This is a genomic window from Rhizobium phaseoli (assembly GCF_001664385.1).
GTDB classification, from domain to species: domain Bacteria; phylum Pseudomonadota; class Alphaproteobacteria; order Rhizobiales; family Rhizobiaceae; genus Rhizobium; species Rhizobium phaseoli.
The window spans coordinates 1140969-1161489 of sequence record NZ_CP013532.1; the positions used below are offsets into that span (position 1 = coordinate 1140969).

Annotated in this window: 13 protein-coding genes and 1 tRNA gene; 6 read left to right on the top strand and 8 right to left on the bottom strand. The window is 61.8% G+C overall.

The features are described 5' to 3' along the window. Window positions 1-23 precede the first annotated feature (23 nt). The 6 genes from AMC88_RS05480 to AMC88_RS05505 all read right to left on the bottom strand — a co-directional run bounded on the left by AMC88_RS05480 (window position 24) and on the right by AMC88_RS05505 (window position 8796). The gene (locus AMC88_RS05480; protein ID WP_064824926.1) at window positions 24-1202 is read right to left on the bottom strand and encodes a GIY-YIG nuclease family protein; all 1179 of its coding nucleotides are present in this window, start codon (window positions 1200-1202) and stop codon (window positions 24-26) included. Next, window positions 1195-3270: a DEAD/DEAH box helicase gene (locus tag AMC88_RS05485; RefSeq protein ID WP_064824927.1), complete on the bottom strand. Its 2076-nt coding sequence runs from the start codon at window positions 3268-3270 to the stop codon at window positions 1195-1197. Before AMC88_RS05485 ends, AMC88_RS05480 begins: the two co-directional genes overlap by 8 nt. Beyond that, window positions 3267-4049 (bottom strand): hypothetical protein, encoded by a 783-nt coding sequence (locus AMC88_RS05490; protein ID WP_064824928.1) that lies wholly within the window; start codon window positions 4047-4049, stop codon window positions 3267-3269. Before AMC88_RS05490 ends, AMC88_RS05485 begins: the two co-directional genes overlap by 4 nt. Continuing rightward, complete coding sequence (locus AMC88_RS05495; RefSeq protein ID WP_064824929.1) at window positions 4046-6826, bottom strand: class I SAM-dependent DNA methyltransferase; 2781 nt, start codon at window positions 6824-6826, stop codon at window positions 4046-4048. The genes AMC88_RS05490 and AMC88_RS05495 overlap by 4 nt, the downstream gene beginning before the upstream one ends. A 163-nt stretch (window positions 6827-6989) precedes the next feature. After that, a complete protein-coding gene (locus tag AMC88_RS05500) occupies window positions 6990-7772 on the bottom strand; it encodes an SDR family NAD(P)-dependent oxidoreductase (protein ID WP_064824930.1) in 783 nt (260 codons plus the stop codon). Between the two features lie 406 nt (window positions 7773-8178). Continuing rightward, window positions 8179-8796 carry a TetR/AcrR family transcriptional regulator gene (locus tag AMC88_RS05505; RefSeq protein ID WP_064824931.1) on the bottom strand — a complete coding sequence of 206 codons (618 nt, stop codon included), beginning with the start codon at window positions 8794-8796 and terminating at the stop codon, window positions 8179-8181. Window positions 8797-8907: 111 nt separating this feature from the next. Between AMC88_RS05505 and AMC88_RS05510 the strand changes: the two genes are divergently transcribed. From AMC88_RS05510 to AMC88_RS05520, 3 genes are all read left to right on the top strand, one after another. Then, window positions 8908-9594, top strand: coding sequence for a PspA/IM30 family protein (locus tag AMC88_RS05510; protein WP_064824932.1), 687 nt, complete (start codon window positions 8908-8910; stop codon window positions 9592-9594). Between the two features lie 46 nt (window positions 9595-9640). Then, window positions 9641-9922 carry a YiaA/YiaB family inner membrane protein gene (locus AMC88_RS05515; RefSeq protein WP_011424367.1) on the top strand — a complete coding sequence of 94 codons (282 nt, stop codon included), beginning with the start codon at window positions 9641-9643 and terminating at the stop codon, window positions 9920-9922. Between the two features lie 94 nt (window positions 9923-10016). Continuing rightward, a complete protein-coding gene (locus AMC88_RS05520; RefSeq protein WP_064824933.1) occupies window positions 10017-13412 on the top strand; it encodes an acyl-[ACP]--phospholipid O-acyltransferase in 3396 nt (1131 codons plus the stop codon). Between the two features lie 475 nt (window positions 13413-13887). Here the strand turns inward: AMC88_RS05520 and AMC88_RS05525 are convergent, their stop codons facing one another. Beyond that, window positions 13888-15114: a TCR/Tet family MFS transporter gene (locus AMC88_RS05525; RefSeq protein WP_210256243.1), complete on the bottom strand. Its 1227-nt coding sequence runs from the start codon at window positions 15112-15114 to the stop codon at window positions 13888-13890. A 785-nt stretch (window positions 15115-15899) separates the two neighbouring features. Between AMC88_RS05525 and AMC88_RS05530 the strand changes: the two genes are divergently transcribed. Further along, on the top strand, window positions 15900-18875 hold the full coding sequence (locus AMC88_RS05530) for an NAD(P)-dependent oxidoreductase (RefSeq protein ID WP_064824934.1): 2976 nt from the start codon (window positions 15900-15902) through the stop codon (window positions 18873-18875). 443 nt (window positions 18876-19318) lie between these two features. Here the strand turns inward: AMC88_RS05530 and AMC88_RS05535 are convergent, their stop codons facing one another. Next, on the bottom strand, window positions 19319-19726 hold the full coding sequence (locus tag AMC88_RS05535) for a hypothetical protein (RefSeq protein WP_010055906.1): 408 nt from the start codon (window positions 19724-19726) through the stop codon (window positions 19319-19321). Between the two features lie 262 nt (window positions 19727-19988). Between AMC88_RS05535 and AMC88_RS05540 the strand changes: the two genes are divergently transcribed. Further along, window positions 19989-20065, top strand: a tRNA-Pro gene (locus AMC88_RS05540). A 205-nt stretch (window positions 20066-20270) separates the two neighbouring features. Further along, the gene (locus tag AMC88_RS05545) at window positions 20271-20510 is read left to right on the top strand and encodes a DUF982 domain-containing protein (protein ID WP_064824935.1); all 240 of its coding nucleotides are present in this window, start codon (window positions 20271-20273) and stop codon (window positions 20508-20510) included. The last annotated feature ends 11 nt before the right edge of the window (window positions 20511-20521 follow it).

Consider the following 20521-nt stretch of genomic DNA (forward strand, 5'->3'; position numbering starts at 1 on the left):
CATCACGCGGCAAAAGGTTACCGCTAAGCAAATGGGCGGAGCATTGCCGCTGTAGGATCGTACTCATACGCTTTGATAGTGCCATCCTTCACTCGCGCCACGACCTCGTCGATGACGTGCAGCGGCACTAGGTACCATTCCTTCGGCTTTACTGGATTGCCGAACCGGTCCTGGATGGTCAGATCAAGGCGCGCTGGAGAAAGCACTCGGTGCAGGACGTTTTCCAGTCGGGTCCGGTTAATGTTAAAGAGCTTGTAAGTCGCGACGACTTCGACTTCCGCAAGGAGATAAGTGGCGTCCAAAGTCGCCTGAGCAATCCGTGCTTCTACCGATCCGCCCGTGACGCCAACCTTGTGGATCAGGTCTCGATAGGCCGCGACGTCAGGATGGTCGGATTTGCTCCGGAGGACGTAGATGGTGCCGCTTGCGAGGTCTTGCTCGTCCGCTGCCCCGCCGAATAAAGGCCCCGCGTTGGGGTCTGTAATTCGGCGCCCGGAGTCGTCCTTGTATAGCGCACGCTGAAACGATCGGAGAAGCAAGTCGCTTTCAGTGCCATTATCGAAGACGACGCGAAGGCGACGATCAAGCCGGCCATAATCCGTCTTAAATTCCTCGCCCAACGCGGCGACGAACGCCATCTGGCCACCCAGAATGAAGAACTCGCCCTGTCTGACATCGGCGTCTTCTCCGAAACGCCGAGTTTCGCGCGCGGCCTTTTCTAGCTCATCCTTGACCCGGGCAAACTGCGGCTTGTACATTTCGAAGTTTTTGCAAGGCGTCCGATTAGCGACTTCCTCCGCAGCCCGGACTTCGGCGCGAGGCTTCACATGGGTCAGTTCGGTAAGGTCTACGACGCTGACCGGCTCTATGCCAAGTTCGGCCAAAAGCTCATCGTCATCCATCTCCTCGTCCTTGTCGGCAGCGGCTGGGGTCAACAGCAAGCCATACCGGTCGAACTCCTGAAGCAATGTTCGGCAATCCTCCTGCGCGCGCAGCCTGTCGAGGCGCACGGCACAGAGGCGTTCGAAGATGTCGCGTTCCTCGCCAAGCTGTGGCACACGACCATGTTCCTCGTGGAACCGGACGATGTCTTCAAATCCCGCGATGATCCGTTCTTCGCGTGGCGTCCTTGCGCTCTGCTTCTTGGCCTCTGGTGCCGCGCCGAGTTCGGCAAGGAGGTCGTCGTCGGAGATATCAACCATTCTTCTGCTGCTCTACGTGTCGCTTCAGGGCGACCACCCCTTCCGCCATGCGCTTCTCCCATGGGTCGGCCGATGTGATATCAGGCGCGCGACCGCGATCCTGCATGAACTTTCTGGCCCTTAATGCTAAGTCCCGGGCTTCTTCGTACGGAATGCTGATCTTCTTGCTGGCGATCACCGCTGCGACCTGTTTCAGGGTCTGCTCGCTCATGGATTTCGCCAGGATCGAATAAGCAGCCTCGAATGGATTGATCTTGTCGATCATGTCGATGTCAAGGTTGCGGACATCCATCGCGAATTTACGGACGCCGTCAATTAGCGCCGAACCACCTGTCAACTGCCCTGAGTCTTCCATTTCGGCAGCTACGGACTTTGCCTTCTGTGTCAGGTTCAAGGCTGCAATGGCGTGTTGCCGAATGGCTTCCTGATCGGAGTCACTGAGTTCCGGGTAGCGATCCTTAACGATCTTGCCCATGCGGGCCTGGGTTAGTTCCTGCGGCGCGGTCTCATCGTCAAACAACCCCTTCTCCAAAGCGGGCTTGTCCTGCACGAACGCCGTGATGACCTCATTGAGGTCTTCCTGGCAGATGCGTTTGGCTTCGTTGCTCTGCGGCGTCACGAGGCCGCCGATTTCGAAATGGAATTGACCGGTTGCCTCTTTGAAGCCGACATTCGTGCCCTTAGGGTCATAACCCTTTTCGCCATAATCAAAGTCAGGCAGCGGCCCGCTTTCGGCGTTCTTCGGCGTGAAGTTGAAGCGCGGCGCGAGCACCTGCTCCATCAACAGACTGGCGGCGATTGCTTTCAAGGTGTCGTTGACGGCGTCCACGACAGTCTCTTCGCTGGCGTCTGGCTCAGCGATCAGGTTGGTGAAACGCGCCGACGCCTTCCCGGGAGCGTCGCGGGTGGCGCGACCGATGATCTGGATGATCTCGGTGAGGCTGGCGCGGTAACCGACAGTCAACGCATGCTCGCACCAAATCCAGTCAAAGCCCTCCTTGGCCATACCGAGCGCTATGATGATGTCGACGTGATCGCGGTCATTCTTGTGTTTCGCGTCTTTCAATGCTGAAACGACCTTGTCCCGTCGTGCCGGCTCGTCATCGACGAGATCGGCGACCTTGATGAGACGTCCACCGGGCAGGCGAACGAGGTGAAACCCGGTCTTGGGGTCTTCGCCTTCCCAAGTGCCGAGCGCGTCCATGATCTCGTTTACTTCCTTCACCTTGTCCTTCGTGCTCTCCCGGGAATTGACGTTCGGAATATGCACGATCGTCTTGAGGGCGGGGTCCAGCACTTTTGTGATCGCATCGAGATAGCGGCCGGAGTAGAAGAAATAACCAATATCCAGCGACTTCAGATGATCGTAGCCGTTAAGCTGCTCATAATAGGTATAGGTGACGGTGACGAACTTGGCCTCGTCCTGCGGGGCAAGCACGGCCTCGGCGTCGCCGCGAAAGTAAGACCCCGTCATCGCAACCAAATGCACCCTGTCGCGAGACAGGAACTGACCGAGCTGCGCGCCGAGCTTGTTGTCCGGGTTTGAGCTGACGTGATGAAATTCGTCGACCGCGATCAGGCAATCATCGAAGGCTTCGATTCCGAGTTCTTCGACGGAAAATCGAAACGTCGCATGCGTGCAAACCAAGACCCGATCCTCGCTTTCAAGGAACTGTTCAACGGCCTTGACCTTCGACTTGGCCACGGACGTGTTTTCGATGCCGGCGACGTTGCAGAGATTCCACTGGGGCTTCACCGACCAATCCGCCCAGAAGCCATAATTTGATAGGGGCTCGTCGGCGAAGCTGCCGCCAATAGAACGTTCGGGAACAACGATGATCGCCTTGCGAACATTCTGGTTGTGCAGTTTGTGCAAGGCAATGAACATCAGCGCGCGCGATTTGCCAGATGCGGGCGGCGATTTGATGAGAAGGTATTGCTCGCCGCGGTGCTCGTACGCCCGTTCCTGCATGGTGCGCATGCCGAGTTCGTTCGCCTTTGTGGAAGCGCCTGTGCCTGCGGTACGCATGGAAACGGATGGGATGGTTTTTGCGGCTCTATCAGTCATTTCTTGCTCCGCTGTTGTGATTCGGCGCGGTCCTTATTGATAGCTTTGCCGAACCAATCCGGAATATTGGTCATTTGGGAGTCGAAAACATTCTCAGGAACGTCCCGCCAGAAGGCCAGTATTGCATCCGAGAACGACTGTAGATGATCGTCGCTTACCTTGAGGTGCGTGTGGTCACGATATTTAGAATTCGAAAACGCGCCGCCTGACCCGTTGAACGGATCATCAAGGTATTCAGGAAAGTTTTTCTTCAACTCGTCGAGAGACTTGCCCTCGCCGTGTTTATAGACATTGACCACAAGGCGGCACGCATCAAGCCTGCGAAAGTAATCTGTGCCGCGAACATTCCATCCAAAGCTTTCCAGTAAGTCGGTGATCTGGCTGAAGTCAGCCGACCACACCTTCAATGCGGCATTGTGGGCATGATGCCAGTGCCGAATCTCACGAACCAGCCAATCACGTAGTTGCTTGTCCCACTCGTGGAACATTCCGGCGACTACGCTCAAGCGGGTTTGCTCCCGCATGTCACTCAATAGCCCATAGAACTCAATGCCGACGTCATTGGCAGCATCGTAGAAGTCGCCGGGATCATGTCGATCCGGGTCAAAGTGTTGACCACTTTGCTCCAGCCACTCCTCAGTCGCACGATTTGCGTCAGCCTCGATATCGGCGAATTGCGAAAGCAACCGCTTCCGCGCTTGTTCGACATAGAACAAATGCCCTTTGATCAACGATTGCCGAAACGGGCCCCACATCTGGAATAAAACATAACCGCTCATATGGTCGCCGCCCTCCTGGCCTTCGGGGACTTGCCCAAATTGGCGGTCATCTTCGTATATAGCTCGAACAGCTTTTCCAGCCGTTCCGTGTCATTCCTGAAGCGACGTCCGATATAGATGCGCTCCAGGACTTCGTCGTTACGCTCATGGGCGGCGCGAAGGTCCGCCGGCATAGCGTCCGGATCGTACAGATCAGCGATCGTCGCAGGAAAATGAGCTTCGCGCGCAAGGAGGATGTCCTCGGCGCAGCGGGTGAGGTCTGCTTTGTTTTTTTCGGTAAGCGGGGGGACCGGGAACGTGTTCCAACCGAGAGTATTTGAGTAACGGTATCGGGTCTCTAGTTTTCCACAAACTGTGGCGATCCAAGAAATATGCAAGCTCGAGGCGATTAACGCCATGTTCCAGAGGGGTGCGTCGTAGAGCGCGAAGGCCAGATTTGTGAGAGTCGTTCGATTGTCTACCAGCCCTACAGGGAGAAATGAACGATGTTCAGACGAAACACCGGCTACAACGATGGCATGTCGCGTGCCTATTCGCATGAGTTTGAGTTGGTGCGCCCGCTTGGCCAACGCGTTTGCACCCTTGTCCGGGCTGGAGAGCCTGACACGACGGACAGCATCTACGCGTTCGCGAATGGTATCGATCGCCAACGCCTCGCCCAAATGCGTATCTTCAATCCAAACGCAGCACCGACCGCCCCCGTTGATGAAGTCGTCTGAACCATAGATACGGCGGATAAAAGTTGCCTCCTCCTTCTGGCTCAGTCCAAGCAAGGGCACTTCGTCGGGTCGCAGCAGGAGGTGCCCGCCGTCGGTGGGCTTATTTCCGAACTCCATTACACTCAGGTCACTGATAGGCGCGTTTCGCTTCTCAATTATTATGCTTTGGCCCAATGTTAGGTAGGGCGTGATGGAAGCCCCCATGCGAACGACAACTCCGCCAGTATCGTCGTGTTCAAAAAGTTTTCGGGGGGAGGATGTTGGGCGACCGATGCCGATGACGGCGACTGTCACACCGGCTTTGTTGCTGGCCAAGTTGGACCATTTGAAGGAGGTATAGGCAAACAGTATCTGACATCCAGCTTCAAATACATGCGGCCAAAGGAGCGGAACCGATTGTCCTTGGCAGATGGAATTGGTTGCAACGAAGGCGGCAACACTGCCTGTTCTGTCGATATACTCGGCTGCCTTAACAAACCATCCGGCAACGTAGTCGAGGAAACCGCTGGCGGAGCTTCGTCCGCCGAGCAACTCGCGTATTTCAGCCTTCTGTTCTCGACTTTGCCAAGTGAAGCCGAGATACGGTGGATTTCCACAGATGTAGGTTTCCCCACCCTCATTTTCGAAATCAATCTGAGGCTGATCAAGAGGGGTGTGGAACAGGTCTTCGGCATGAAGCTTGATGCCGGTTCCTGCCGGAGGGCAGATGCTGAGCCAGTCGAGCCGCAGAGCATTGCCGGAAACGATCCAGTTCTCAGCGTCCAATGGCAAGAACTCGGCCAAGGCCTCTTTCTGGCCGCGGTAAAGTACGTCGCACTGGTACTCGGCGATGATCAGCGCGAGGCGGGCGATCTCAGCGGGGAAGTCGCGGAGTTCGATCCCCCGGAAATTGGTCAGCGGGATTTCAGTACGCCTGTCGGACTCGCCGCGGCGCTTGTTGATCTCGGCCTCGATTTCCCGCATCTGCTTGTAGGCGATGACCAGAAAATTGCCCGAACCGCACGCGGGATCGAAGACCCTGATCCTCGACATGCGTCTCCGCAGGTTCAGCAGCATGCGCGGATTTGTGCCGGCTTCCTCCAGGCGATCCCGAAGGTCATCGAGGAAGAGCGGGTTAAGCACCTTCAGGATATTTGGCACGCTTGTGTAGTGCATGCCCAGAGCGCCACGTTCGTCGTCGTCGGCGACGGCCTGGATCATCGATCCGAAGATGTCGGGATTGATCATCTTCCAGTTCAGTCCGCCGATATGAAGAAGGTAGGACCGTGCGATCTTGCTAAACTTCGGAACCTCGGTGCTGCCGGAGAACAGACCGCCATTCACATAGGGGAAGCCGTTCGCCCATCTCGGAAGCTCAGCTTTGGCGCGATCCTCGATCCTGGTGTTCATGGCCCGGAATAGGGTGCTGATGACGTAGCGCGTGTTCGAGGACTCGCGATCGCTCATCTGATCAATGGTCGCGGTGAACAACCCTTCGCCGTTGAAGATGTCAGTATCCTCGGCGAAGAAGCAAAAGATGAGTCTGGCCATGAAGTGGTTCATGTCCGGACGGCGCGCTGCCGTCGCCCAGTCGGGGTTGTCTTTGAGGAGTTCAACATAGAGCTTATTCAAACGGCCCGTAGCCCGGATATCGAAAGAGCTTTCCCGGATTTGCTTGACGGTGGTAATCCCCGCAAGCGGCAGGAAGAAACCGAAATGCTCTGGAAACTTTGCATAGGCGCAGGCAACGGTCTCGCCGCTCGTTAGATCCTCAGCTTCGAACGAGAGGCCATCGGTTGCAAGAATGAACTTTACCTTGTTTGAAGTAGTCTTTGGGCTATTGCGCAGCGCTATCAGCGTCTCTCCGACCATGCCTTCGGAGCAGGTGGCAATGTGAATATTACTTTTCTGCAGGACGCCGCCCGTGACATCCGACGCATTGGCCGATGCCGTACGGAGCCGTTTGATGGTGGTTTCTTTATTCCCGAAGGCAGCAAGAAAGGCGAACGGAAATTCCGCAGTATCAAACGGCTGATCGACAAGTTCGGATACAGCTTCCTCGATTTCGACCGCGTTCATTTCTCTGACACTCTCATTGACTCAAATTTCTGCGCTTCTTGTGTCGCTGAAGGTCATGAATAGCGGATAGAGAATGAGTCGTCACGGTCTCTCGCCTATTGCGCAACACTCGTTGGCACCGATAAAAAAAGCCCTGCCGCATTCAACCTACACCCGCCAAAAGTTATGTTTTGCTGTCTGGAAATAACCGCACCCCCGTCAACTCCCCCAGCCTCCCCACCAGCGCATCTTGAAACCCAGCATCATTCACCTCCGCCGCAGCCTCCCGCCGCTGCCGGTGATACCAATACCCGCCGCTGACCTTGGCAGCGACATCATCGCTCGTCGCCAGCCAGGTCTGCATGAGGTGCCCCATCTCCAGATCATCCGGCGCGCCGGCGCCGCCCATTTTGGTCGGCACCCAGCCGGGGTCGACGGCGTTGCTGAAGATATCCGGCCAGTGGCGGGCGAGGGCGGCGGCGAGGGTGGCGATGTAGAGTTTGCTTTCCGAATAGGCCTGGCTGGCGTTCCATGGCCGCCGCTTCCAGTCGATATCGTCAAGGGTGCTGGCGCCGCTGCGGTGCATGCCGCTCGTGAGATAGATCAGGCGGTCGGGGCGGGTGATCCAGGCGGTGAGAAGATAGGGGGCGAGCACGTTGACGGCCAGCGTCTTGGCGTGACCTTCAGGCGTTTCGCCGCGGCTGCGTTCGAGGTAGATGCCGGCATTGTGGATGACGGCGTCCATGCGGCCGATGGCGTTGACCTGTTCGGCGATGGAGCGCGTCTCGGCCGCGCTGGCGAGATCGCCGATGACGAGGCCGAGGGCGGTGGCTGACGTGTCTGCGATGGCGGCGGCGCGTTCGCGGGAGCGGGCGTGGAGGACGACGTCATGGCCTTGGCTGATGAGGGTGCGGGCGGCGGCAAGCCCGAGGCCATCGGTGGAACCGGTGATGAAGATGCGGCTCATGGGGTTTCCTTTCGCGGTGGCGTGGTGGGGCAGAGTGCTTGGCCGTGGGTGCTTGGGTCAAGCCCGAGGACGACGGAGAGTGGGGAGGGTCATGAGTGCGACATCCGACGCAGGCGATCCGGGAGGGGAAGCCCCTCATCCGGCTGCTGCCACCTTCTCCCCGCTTGCGGGGCGAAGGGGATATGCCGTGAGCTCTCCGTCCCTCTCTAACGTCGCGTGTGGCACGTCCCCTCGCCCCGTTTACGGGGAGAGGGTTAGGGTGAGGGGCAGTTTTTGGGGTGGAGCTTCATGAGCGGCGGGCATGGGTCCTCGGGTCAAGCCCGAGGATGACGGAGGGTGGGGGAGCATTGCTGCCAAACCTACCCGCTCACGCGCCAACTTTCGGGCACCAACTCGCCGGTCGCATTCACGCGCCCGCTTCCCTTCGCCGCTCCGCCCCGGCCGCGATCGTCTGCACCAGTTCATCCACCTCCCTTGCCAGCCGCTCCAGCGGCAATCCCACGAAGCGGCCCTCCAGGCTGATGCTGACCACGCCATGCACGGCGCCGAAGAGGGTGCGGGCGCGGATGGCGCGGTCTTGCGCGGGCATGTCGGGCTGCAGTTCGGCGAGTGGCTCGGCGATCACGTCCATCAGGAAGAGGTGTTCGTCGAGGTGCCATTGCGGCGTTGGGCTGGTGTCGGGGGGGAAGTGGTCGAACAGCGCCTTCCAGAGGTTGCGGTGCTCGACGGCGAAGGCGAGGTAGCCCTGGGCGAGGTTGCGCAGGCGGTCGGTCGGGCTTTTGTCGCGGGCTTCCGGCAGGGTCAGCTTCGCCTCCAAGGCCTTCAACGTCGACGAATTGACGTGGATGACGAGCTCGGCGAGGTCGGAGAAGACGGTGTAGAGGCCGCCGAGCGCGCAGCCGGCGTCCTGGGTGATGTCGCGGGCGCGCAGATTGGTCAGCCCGTCGCGGGCGATGCGCTCGCGCGCCGCCTCGATCAGCCGCGCCTTCAAATCCTCGCGTTTTTCTTCTCGCCTGCCGGCCATTAACCATTCCACTTCGATTTTTTGAACGGTGTTCAAAAATTATCTTGAACGTCGTTCATGATTCTGCCATAACAGCACTTGTGAACAACGTTCATAAACCGGAGGCAAGAAATGTTCAAACTGATTTCTATTCTTTTGCGGGGCAGGGCGCATGATGCCGAGCAGGCCTTTGCCGATCGCCACGCCGTGCCGCTGCTCGCCCAGCAGATCCGCGATGCCGCCCAGGCGATCCAGTCGGCGCGCCGCAGCGTCGCCGTCGCCATCGCCCAGAACGAGCAGGAAAAGGCGCAGCATCAGACGATCGTCAGCCGCATCGCCGATTTGGAGACCCGCGCCTGCGCGGCGCTGGATAAGGGCAATGAGGGACTGGCCCGCGAGGCGGCCGAGGCGATCGCCTTTCTCGAAGCCGAGCGCGATGCCTCGGTGGCGGCGCAGGCCCAGTTCACCACCTCGATCGGCAAGCTGAAAGCAATCGTCCGCTCCGCCGAGGCCCGGCTGCAGGAGCTGCAGCGCGGCGAGCGGCTGGCGCGGGCCACCGAGCAGGCGCAGAAGCTCGATGTCGTGGTCGCCGGCCCTGGCCTTGCCACCCTCGACGAGGCCGAGGAGACGCTGGCGCGGCTTCGCCTGCGCCAGAGCCAGAACGATCTGACGGCGGCGGCACTGAAGGAGATGGAAAGCACCACCCGGCCGGCCGGCATCATCGAAAAGCTCGCCAATGCCGGCTGCGGCGCGCCGCTCAGCTCATCGGCTGATGACGTGCTCGCCCGGCTGAAGAGCCGGATCACGCCGGCCGCTTGAATTCATCCATTCGACCAACACCCCTCAAAATTGAAGGATCACTGCAATGAACGACAGTTTCCAGAAACATTCCGCCAGCTGGGTCAGCTTCTCCTACATCTCCTTTGGTGCGGCCGCCTTCATGCTGGCGCTCGGCCTCTATATGATGCCGCTCGATCTCTGGGGCAAAGGCTATCTCGCCATGGGCATCCTGATGCTGGTGCAGACCACGGTGAACATCACCAAGACGCTGCGCGACAATGCCGAATCCGAGAAGCTGATCCGCAAGGTCGAAGATGCCCGCACGGAAAAACTGCTCGTCAAATTCAATCGTAGCGATGAAGATTGATCTTCCTTAACCACAGCGCAGAGTTGTTGCCGCGTTCAACCAATGGGTAACAACTCTGTGGCCTTCTCGAGCTACCCAAAGAAGGACTCCCGCCGTGCAACACAATCTGATGACGTCTAGAAAATTCGCGCCGCTGTTCTGGACCCAGTTCCTCACGGCCTTCAACGACAATTTCCTGAAGAACACGCTGGTGTTCCTCATTCTCTTCAAGATGTCGGCGAGCGAAGGCGCTGCCCTGGTGACGCTTGCCGGGGTCATCCTTATCGTGCCCTTCCTGCTGCTTTCGGCGCTCGGCGGCGAGCTGGCCGACAAGCACGACAAGGCGAAGGTGGCCGAACTGCTGAAACGCTGCGAGATCGCCATCGCGGCCCTTGCCGTCGTCGGCCTTGGTTTCTCCTCCATCTTTGTGCTGATGGCGGCGCTCTTCGGCTTCGGCGTCGTCTCGGCGCTGTTCGGGCCGATCAAATACGGCATCCTGCCCGATCATCTCGATCGCCGCGACCTGCCGAAGGCCAATGCCTGGATCGAAGGCGGCACTTTCATCGCCATCCTCGCCGGCACGATCATCGCCGCCCTCGCTTTTTCGAGCGGCGACAATGTGCTGCTGTTCGGCTCGATGATGATGGGGCTGTCGCTGCTCTGCTGGCTGGCGAGCCGGATGATCCCGCCGACCGGCTCCAAGGCGCCGGATCTGCAGATCGACCGCAACGTCATCCGCTCCAGCTATACGCTGGTCATGGAAATCCGCGCGGACAAGCGGCTGTGGCGTTCGGCGCTGATGAACTGCTGGTTCTGGCTGGTCGGCGCCTTCGTGCTCTCGATCCTGCCGACCATGGTGACCGAGCTGCTCGGCGGCTCCGAGTTCGTCGTTCCCGCCTATCTCACCGTCTTCGCCATCGCCGTGGCCGTCGGTTCCGGCATTGCCGCCTGGATGTCATCAGGCCGCATCGTGCTGCTGCCGGCCCCGGTCGGCACGGCGCTGCTCGGCCTCTTCAGCCTCGATCTCGCCTGGAACCTCTGGGGCCTGCAATCCACGAGCCACGCGACGACGATCCTCGGTTTCTTCGCCGGTGAAAACACCATCCGCGTCGCCATCGATCTCGCCGGCATGGCGATCTCGGGCGCCTTCATCGCCGTGCCGACTTTCGCCGCGCTGCAGACCTGGGCGCATGAGGACCGCCGCGCCCGTGTCATCGGTGCCGCCAACGTGCTCTCGGCGTTGTTCATCACCGTCGGCCTCGGCCTCGTCGCCGTCATCCAGGCGCTCGGCGCCTCCATCCCGCAGATTCTGATCGGCCTCGGCATCCTCAATTTCGCCGTCGCCTGGCTGATGCTGAAGACGCTGCCGACCAATGCCTTCCGCGATTTCATCTCGATCCTGTTCCGCGCCTTCATGCGCCTCGAGGTCGAGGGGCTGGAGAATATCAAGAAGGCCGGCCGCGCGCCGATCATTGCGCTCAACCATGTCAGCCTGCTCGACGGCGCGCTGGCGCTCGCCATCACCGAGGAGGAGCCGACATTCGCCGTCGATTACAAGATCGCCCAGGCCTGGTGGGTGCGGCCGTTCCTGAAAATGTGCAAGTTCCTGCCGCTTGACCCGACCAAGCCGATGGCGACCCGCTCGCTGATCAAGGTGGTGCAGGACGGCAGCCCGATCGGCATCTTCCCCGAGGGCCGCCTGACGGTGACCGGAACGCTGATGAAGGTCTATGACGGTGCGGCCATGGTCGCCGACAAAACCGGCTCAATGGTGGTGCCGGTCAAGATCGACGGGCTGGAGAAGAGCTATCTCTCCTATCTCGATAACGGCAAGATCCGCCGCCGGCTGTTTCCCAAGGTCAAGGTCACCATTCTCGAGCCGGTGAAGCTCGAAGTGCCGGCCGAGCTCAAGGGCCGCAAGCGCCGCACGGCGGCGGGTGCTGCCCTCTATCAGGTCATGTCGAACCTGCTGTTCGAGACCGCCGACACCTCGTCCACCGTGCTCGGCCGCGTCATCCAGGCGGCCCAGGAAATCGGCATGAAAAAACTCGCCGTCGAGGATCCGGTCACCGGCAGTCTCACCTATGGCAAGCTGTTGACGGGTGCCGCCGTGCTCGGCGCAAAATTCCGCGCCCGCTTCCCGGAGGCAAATATCGGCGTCATGCTGCCGAATGCCAATGGCGCCGCCGCCACTATTCTCGGCGTCATGAGCGCGGGCAAGGTGCCGGCCATGCTGAACTTCACCGCGGGTGCCGCCAATATCCTCTCCGCCTGCAGGGCCGCCGAGGTGAAACATGTGCTGACCTCGCGCGCCTTCGTCGCCCAGGCCAAGCTCGGCCCTGTCGTCGAGGAACTGCAAAAGCAGGTGACGATCGTCTGGCTCGATGATTTGAGAGCCGAGATCGGCGCGCTCGACAAGATCCGCGGTCTGCTGCGCAAGGGCCGGCCGCTGGTGAAACGCCGGCCGGATGATCCGGCCGTCATCCTCTTCACCTCGGGTTCGGAGGGCACGCCGAAGGGCGTGGTGCTGACCCACCGCAACATCCTGTCGAACGCCGCCCAGGCCGCCGCCCGCATCGATTTCCACAGCGGCGACAAGGTGTTCAACATCCTGCCCGTTTTCCATTCCTTCGGGCTGACCGCCGGCACGGTGCTGCCGCTGATCTCAGGCGTGCCGGTCTATTTCTATCCTTCGCCGCTGCATTACCGCATCGTGCCGGAGCTGATCTATGTCTCCAACGCCACGATCATCTTTGGCACCGATACCTTCCTCAACGGCTATGCCAGGACGGCGCATCCTTACGATTTCCGCTCGATCCGCTACATCTTCTCCGGCGCCGAGCCGGTGAAGGCCTCGACCCGCAACACCTATATGGAAAAATTCGGCCTGCGCATCCTGGAAGGTTACGGCGTCACCGAGACGGCGCCTGTGATTTCCATCAACACGCCGATGTACAACCGCTCCGGCACGGTCGGCAAAATCCTGCCGGGCATGGAATGGAAGCTCGAAGCGGTGCCCGGCATCGATGAGGGCGGCCGGCTGCATGTGCGCGGCGCCAATGTCATGGCCGGCTACCTCCGCGCCGAAAAGCCCGGCGTGCTCGAGCCGCTCGCCGATGGCTGGCACGACACCGGCGACATCGTCACCATCGACGAGGACGGCTTCGTCAAGATCCGCGGCCGCGCCAAGCGCTTCGCCAAGATCGGCGGCGAAATGATCTCGCTCGCCGCCGTCGAAACGCTCGCCGCCGAGCTCTGGCCGGGCGCGCTCTCGGTCGTCTCCTCGCTGCCTGACCCCAAGAAGGGCGAGCGCCTGGTGCTGCTCACCGAAGCCGAAACCGCCACCCGCGCCGAATTCCTCGCCTTCGCCAAATCCAAGGGCGCCATGGACATGATGGTCCCGGCCGAGGTCACCATCGGCAAGGTGCCGGTGCTCGGCTCCGGCAAGGTCGATTTCGTCGCGGCCCGCAAGCTGGCGGAGAGCGTGGCTGAGAAGGGGGAGGCGGCTTAGGCGTGGCTTGGCTTCGGGGGCGTCGCGTCCTGCGGCCCCCCTCTGCCCTGCCGGGCATCTCCCCCACAAGGGGGAAGATCGGCAAGTGGCCAAGCCTTCCCTAAACAATGCCGATAGGCATCGGAATATCGGCAAAAAGGAATGAGGGCGCTCACCCCAGCCGATCTCCCCCCTTGTGGGGAGATGTCCGGCAAGACAGAGGGGGGTGCCCCTTGCCGCAGCGCGGGTTAAAGCGCCTCCCTCATTCCTGTGCTCGTCACAGGAATCCAGCCACCGCGCGTCCGCGCGGTGAATGACTCATATGACCTGAAGAGCGTCTCCCGCGCCCAAGGACTTGGGCGCGCTGGATTCCTGTGACGAGCACAGGAATGAGGGAGATTGGGGGCCGCCTCCAGCCAATCTCCTCCCTTGCGGGTCCGGCAGTACACTGGGGGTGCCCCCGCCGCCACGCAAGCTAGAAGCGCACCACGACCGGCTAACTCACCGCCGCCCGCTCCGCCGTCTTCAGCCGCAACCCGAGCACCAGCGGCACGGTGAGCGCGTAGACGGCGACGACCGACAGCCAGATGGCGCCCGGCCATTCCGCCCGGAGGAGGAAATAGAGGCTGGAAAAGCCGAGTGGTGCTGCGATCGAGGCGAGGCTGACGGCCGACGCCAGCACGCCCTGGAACTGGCCCTGGCTGTTCTCGTCGACCTGCCGGGTTGCGAGCGACTGCAGCGCCGGCACGCCGATGCCGCCGAGGGTGAAGACCGGCATGATCGCGAAGATCATCCAGCCCTGGCCGGCAAAGGCCATGACGGTGAGCGCGAGTGAGACGCCGGCAACACCCACAAGGATCGCGGCGCGTTCGCCGAGCAGTTTCACGGCCGGCCCCGGCAGCAAGGCCTGGGCAAACGTCTGGCAGATGCCGAAGGCGCCGAGCGAAAGGCCGATCGACAGTCCGTTCCATTGGAAGGCGTCGGCGCCCCAGAGCGCCCAACAGGTGCCGTAAGCCTCGCCGGTGGCGCTGAAGATGAAGAACAGGATGACGATGGGCAGCAGGCTCTTGACCTCCAGCACCGAGCGCAGCGACTTCAGCGGATTGAACGCCGCCAGGTCGATCGTCTCGCGGCGGCCCGGGCGTGATTCCGGCAGGATGAAGACGGCAAGCAGCAGGTTGGCGCCGTTGAGGGCGGCGGCTGCGATGAAGGGCAGCCGCAGCCAATGATCGCCGAGCACGCCACCGAGAACCGGGCCGATGATGAAGCCGAGGCCGAACATGGCGTTGAACAGCCCGAAGCGGCGGGCGCGTTTCTCCACCGGCGAAATGTCGGTGATATAGGCGGTGGCGACCGAGATATTGGCGCTGGTCAGCCCGGCAATCGCCCGGCCGATGAACAGCAGGGTCAGATTGGGGGCAAAGGCGAGGAAGAGGTAGTTGACGGCGGCGCCCGCCAGCGAAATCAGCAGCACCGGCCGGCGGCCGAGCCGATCGCTCAGCGCTCCGAGCACGGGGGCGAAGATGAACTGCATCAGCGCGTAGAGCGCCGTCATCGTGCCGATAATGGGCGCGACGCTTGCCGCATGGGTGATGTCCTGCAGCAGCGACGGCAGGATCGGAAAAATCAGCCCGATGCCGACGGCATCGAGAACAATGGCGGTGAAGATGACGATAAGGGAGATCTGGTCATGGGTGCGTTCCGGGTCGACGCGAGCGCACAAGCGCCGACAGAGTGCGCCGATGGCTCACGATGAGGCCTGATCGGGTCAGGCACTGGTTTCAGGGAGGTGCTGGCCGCACCATGGCCGAGGCGCATGGCGGGCTTGTGCTCGACCGCCTGGACGACCCATTCGTCCACCTGTTTACTCCGCCACTGAGCGGATCAAGGGAGGCAGTCGCTTTTCGCGACGGGCAAGACATACGCCGGATGGTTGCGTGCGGCAAGCCTGTTTTTATGTGGAGAGGGCAATGGGACCATCCGAAGCTTGCCCCTCACCCTAACCCTCTCCCCGTAAAAACGGGGCGAGGGGACGTGCCCTGCGCGACGTTGGTGAGAGACCGAGAGGTAGCGGCTTGTCCCCTTCGCCCCGCGTGCGGGGAGAAGGTGGCGGCAGCCGGATGAGGGGCGCGCGGCACGGCGCGCCCTCTCTCCAGCCTCATCCTGAGGTGCGTAGCCCAGAGGGCGAAGCCTCGAAGGACGGGCTGGCCACCGCAGCCACCCGCCCTCGTCCTTCGAGGCCCCTTGCGGGGCACCTCAGGATGAGGGCTGATCGTTGTGCCTGCCGCCTCAGGATGAGGGCTGGTCGTTGTGCTTGTCGCTTGAGGATCGAAAGACCGGCGGCATTGGCCCCCGGGGATGGGCGGATGGGGGGCTTGGCGGGATATCATCAACCCAACATGCCGGATGACGCGTTTCGCCTGTCGTTCGGCGCATATGAGGTTGTCTCGCCGGAACAGTCGCTTCACCATGAAGGGAACTTCAGCTCCGGACAGAGACAGGCAGGCCATGACAGATATCGCCCAGATGCAGGAACAGCGATTGAACGCCCTTCGACAGACCGCGTCGGGCGCGCCGAAGCTGCCGTCAAACCCGTTTTTCGGCGTCGGGCCGATCACCGATGCGACGACCGACGAGGTGGATAGCCGCCTCAGGCGCATCGCCTTTGACGCCTGGATCGAGAAGACCTATCGCAAGTTCGACGACAAGGGCAACGATATCGGCGGCTTCACCACGGCCGAGATTTCCCGCAGCATGCATCGCGGCTATCCGGCCGACAAGATCCTGACCGACATGATGCGGGCGATCCATCGCTATTTCGGTTTCCCCAAGACCAACCGCATGGCGGTCGGGCTCGGCGGCGGCCATAGCGGCTTCACCGTCTGCATCCAGCACCTGATGAATGCCAATGATGCCGGCCAGCGCGTCTATGTCGATACGCCGCGGCCGGAGAGCGATCCGTCCAAGGCCGCCGGCTTCTTCCGCCAGTCCTGGGCGACGCAGCTGATCGAGATGCAGCGTTTCGCCGAAAAGGGCTGCGAGAGCCGCATCCATTTCGCCGCCTCCGAAGGCGTGATCCCGTCGGCGGCCGAGCTGTCCGGCCTCGGCGTGTCGATCTTCGTCGGCGTCGGCCACGAGACGACAGGCGCCAATGCCTATACCAGCGCCGAGATCCGCGAGCTGCTGAGCTGGCTCGACGGCGACCCGGCCAACCGCCATGCGGTGTTCGACGCCACTTCGATGCTCGGCGCCATGCCCTGGGAGCCCGAGCTCGTCAGCGCCGTGATGGCGAAATGCTGCCTGTTCATGCCGTTCCAGAAGGCGATCGGCGGCATCTCCGGCTATTTCGTCGCCTCCTTCACGCCGCATGCGCTGGCGCTGATCGAGAAGAATCAGCAGGATCCGGCCTGGGCGATCCCGCGGCAGCTGAAGATCGCGCCGCCGATCGATCCCCGGCAGCCGTTTTCGGCCAAGCGTTCGGTCGATGCCGGGCCGTTCTACGATGCCGGTGAAGACCGCATGCTCGGCGGCGTCATCAACACCTACAGCGCGCTCGCCTTTGCCGAAACCACCTTCGGGCTGCTGCAGTCCGAAGCCCGGGTCGGCACCATCGTCGAACTCAACCGCCGCTCTGCCGCCAACCGCGCCGTGATCGACGAATGGGTCAAGTCGCACCCGCTGCTGTCGCTGACCGTCACCGATGCCGAGCGCCGCGGTGCGGCCGTGACGCTTTTGAAGGTCGAGGACGCTGATATCACCGATGCCGGCATCCACGCCCGCATCATCGCCCGCTCCAAGCAACTGCTCGGTTATGAGGGCATCACCCATCCGAACGGCGAATACGAGCCCGGCCTCGATGCGGCCCGCTACGTCAATGCCTTCCCCGGCACCCCCGGCGATTACCGCGCCTGGGTCGGCGGCATCCGCGAGCCCGAAGATGTCGTGGCTCTGCTGGAAAACCTGCAATATGCCTATCTCAGAGCCAAGATCGTCGTGCTCGAGGAGGAGCTCGCCAAATACGGCGTCACCTTCGAGGCGCCCGCCAAGGCCGATGGCGCCGTGCGCAAGGACGATCCGAACCGCGCCTATACGGTGATGATCGCCGATCTCGTCGGCCTGCGCTTCGGTGCCGACGGCGAACCCGACTATAGCGAGGTCAAGGCCTATATCGAGGAGAAGGGCGGCGTCTTCCATCTCGGCCCGCTCGGTGATCGCGAAAGCCTCGAAAAGGGCCGCATCCATTTCTTCTACCAGCCGAACCTCAGCACCGAGGCGGAGATCCTGCCGCAGACCGACAAGGGCCAGTATGACGCGCTGATCGCGGCGGCGACCTTCATCCCGAAGTCCTCCGTCTTCCCGCTCGGCGGCGTGCGCATCGGCGCCGGCACCGGCAATATGGGCTCGGCCTCCTGGGGCGGCGGCAACGGCGAGGGCGGCAATGCGCCCCTGATGAACACGCCCGGCATCAACAGCCGCGCGACCGCCCAGATGGCCGTGAAGGCGATCCTCAAGGTCATGCCCGACCTGCCGGTCGACCGGCTGCACCGGATGGTCGCCGGCGGCGATTTCGATACCGGCCGCCAGCTCAAGGATTTCCCGACGGCAAAACTCGAGGGCCGCAAGCTCGCCGTTCTCGGCTACGGCAATATCGGCCGTGAAGTCGCCAAGCTCGCCAAGGCCTTCGGCATGAAGGTGGCGATCTATGCCCGCGAGCATCACAAGCGCTGGATCGAGGCCGAGGGCTTCGACTATGCCGCAAACCCTGTGGAAGCGGCAAGCGGCGCCGACGTGCTCTCCGTCCATATCGGCCTCGGCCGCCTGGATGCCGCGACCGGCACCTATTCCAATGCCGGCACCGTCGATGCCGAGGTGCTCGGCGCCATGAAGGACGGCGCCGTGCTGGTCAATTACGACCGCGGCGAGGTCGTCGATGCCGGCGCGCTGGATGCAGCCCTTGCCTCGGGCAAGATCGCTCATGCGGCAATCGACGCCGATCTCTTCAGCGACGCCGCGACCGGTACGCTGAGCGGCCCGATGCTGCCCTACCTGCCGCTCGAAGCGCGCCACAAGGGCAAGCTGGAACTCTTGCCACATGCCGCCGCCGACACCGACCATCCCTCGCGGGTGACCGGCGCCAAGCAGGCGGTCGACCAGATCTTCGACGTCATCCGCTTCAAATCCGTCGTCAACCTCAAGGGCGACCTGCCGGAAGGCTACGTCTCCGGCGGCAGCCGCACGCCGGCCGGCATCGGCAAGGTGACGAAGCAGGTCGTCGCCGAGGCCAGTGGCAAGGCGGAGCTGCTGGAAGAACTGCGCCAGGTCTCGGAAAAGATCGCCGCCATCACAGGCGCGCTGTCGGCCGTCTCCGACCGAGGACACCAGCAGCGGATCGTCGAGCGCTACACCGGCCTGCTGGTCGAAAACGCCGACCGGCAGCGGGCGCTTCTCGATCAGCTCGGCCTCTATGGGCCGGCAGAGGGGTAAGTTTTAGCGGCCGGCGGCGACCTGTTGTCGTTGACGCAGGAGCCTGAGGCCCCCTCATCCGACCCTTCGGGCCACCTTCTCCCCGCCGGGGAGAAGGGAAGGCAAGGCGCACCGACGCCACCCAAACGCAACCGTCCTGCTCAAAGGCACGCCATCCAATGGGATCGATGGCGAAGCCGCGCGCTCCCTCTTCTCCCCAGCGGGGGTCCGAAGGACGGGTTGAGACCCGTGGCTCAATCCCGGGCGGTGGCCCGAAGGGTCGGATGAGGGGGCCGCACGGCACAACCTCACATCATCATTCGTTCTGCGCTCCGTGCCCGATCTCATCACCTGCACCGATCCGCAACGGCCCTTCATACGAACGCTTTGAGGCTGAACTTGTGGAGCCCAAAACAAAACAGGCGGCACATCGGCCGCCTGTTTTCGTCTCTTCCGGTTGCCCGTTACTTCTGTTCGGGCGCCAGGAACTCGGCGCAATAGGACGGGCCGTTGACGCCGGGAATGTCGGCGACGGTGCGGATATCGCGGATCGTGTAATCGGAGTTGGTGGTGATTTCGGCCTGGCAGCGCAGATAGGCGGTGCGGGCAGCGGCGATCTGCTTGCCGCGCTTGCCATCGGCGCCCTCGGCATATTTGGCCGGAATGCGTACGGTCTTGTAGCCGCCGCGCCAGGTATAGATGGTGCTCGCACCTTCCTCGCGATCGCTGATCGGCGGCCCGTAGGCGGCAAAGAAGATGCCGGCCGATTTGCCGACCCAGCGGGCCTCGATCGGATTGCCGGCGGAAGGAATGGTCGTGCATCCGGCAAGCGCAATTGCAAGCCCGGCCGCGGTGATGGTGCGGAGTTTCATCGTGTCGTCCCTGATCTCTGGCGCATTGGCTGCGAAGCCGCCGTCGCGGCGGTTTCGCCTGTCCCGCCGAGCCCTTTAGCGCGGAACCCGGCAAAAGAAAATTGCCCCTTTTGCACTTCCGTTTAATTTGCGCGGGGTGTGTCTTTTTGCAGCAACGGCCCATTCCAGCCCCTGTCATCAACCCGTCAAAAATTCCCTCGGATTTTTGAAAATTGGCGCTTGTGCAACCAGATAGGCTGTTCTATAGAAGCGCCGCTGGTCACGGAGTGTAGCGCAGTCTGGTAGCGCACCACGTTCGGGACGTGGGGGTCGAGTGTTCGAATCACTCCACTCCGACCAGCTAGAAACCCCGCTCCGGCGGGGTTTTTCGTTGTCGCTAAGATTCGCTGGAAATCGCCGCGCCCGCGCCCAGCCCAATCTGTCTCGGCAGCTATACGTTCCCGCAGAAAAGTTATAACTTGACACGGCTGAAAATAATCTGGTGCCGGAACGAGTCCCGATGTGATTCGTTGACTCGCGTGTTTCCGCGTCAGGGGGCTGCATCATGGGCAGGCGGCGAAGCTTCAAACCGGTGAAGATCACCATCAATGGCAAGACCAGGACCGTTTATAACGTCGTCCAGGCCGGCAATATGCTGCTGAGCGACTGGCCCGAGCAGACGCCGGCGGCCAAGGCTGCCGAGCTGCTCGTGCTTGACGTCTTCAATGATGCCGCCGGGCCCGAGCAGGTGCGCCGCGCCTTGATAACGGCGGCGAAGGCGAGCGACATCAAGTTCAGTTCATGAACGGTTTGGCC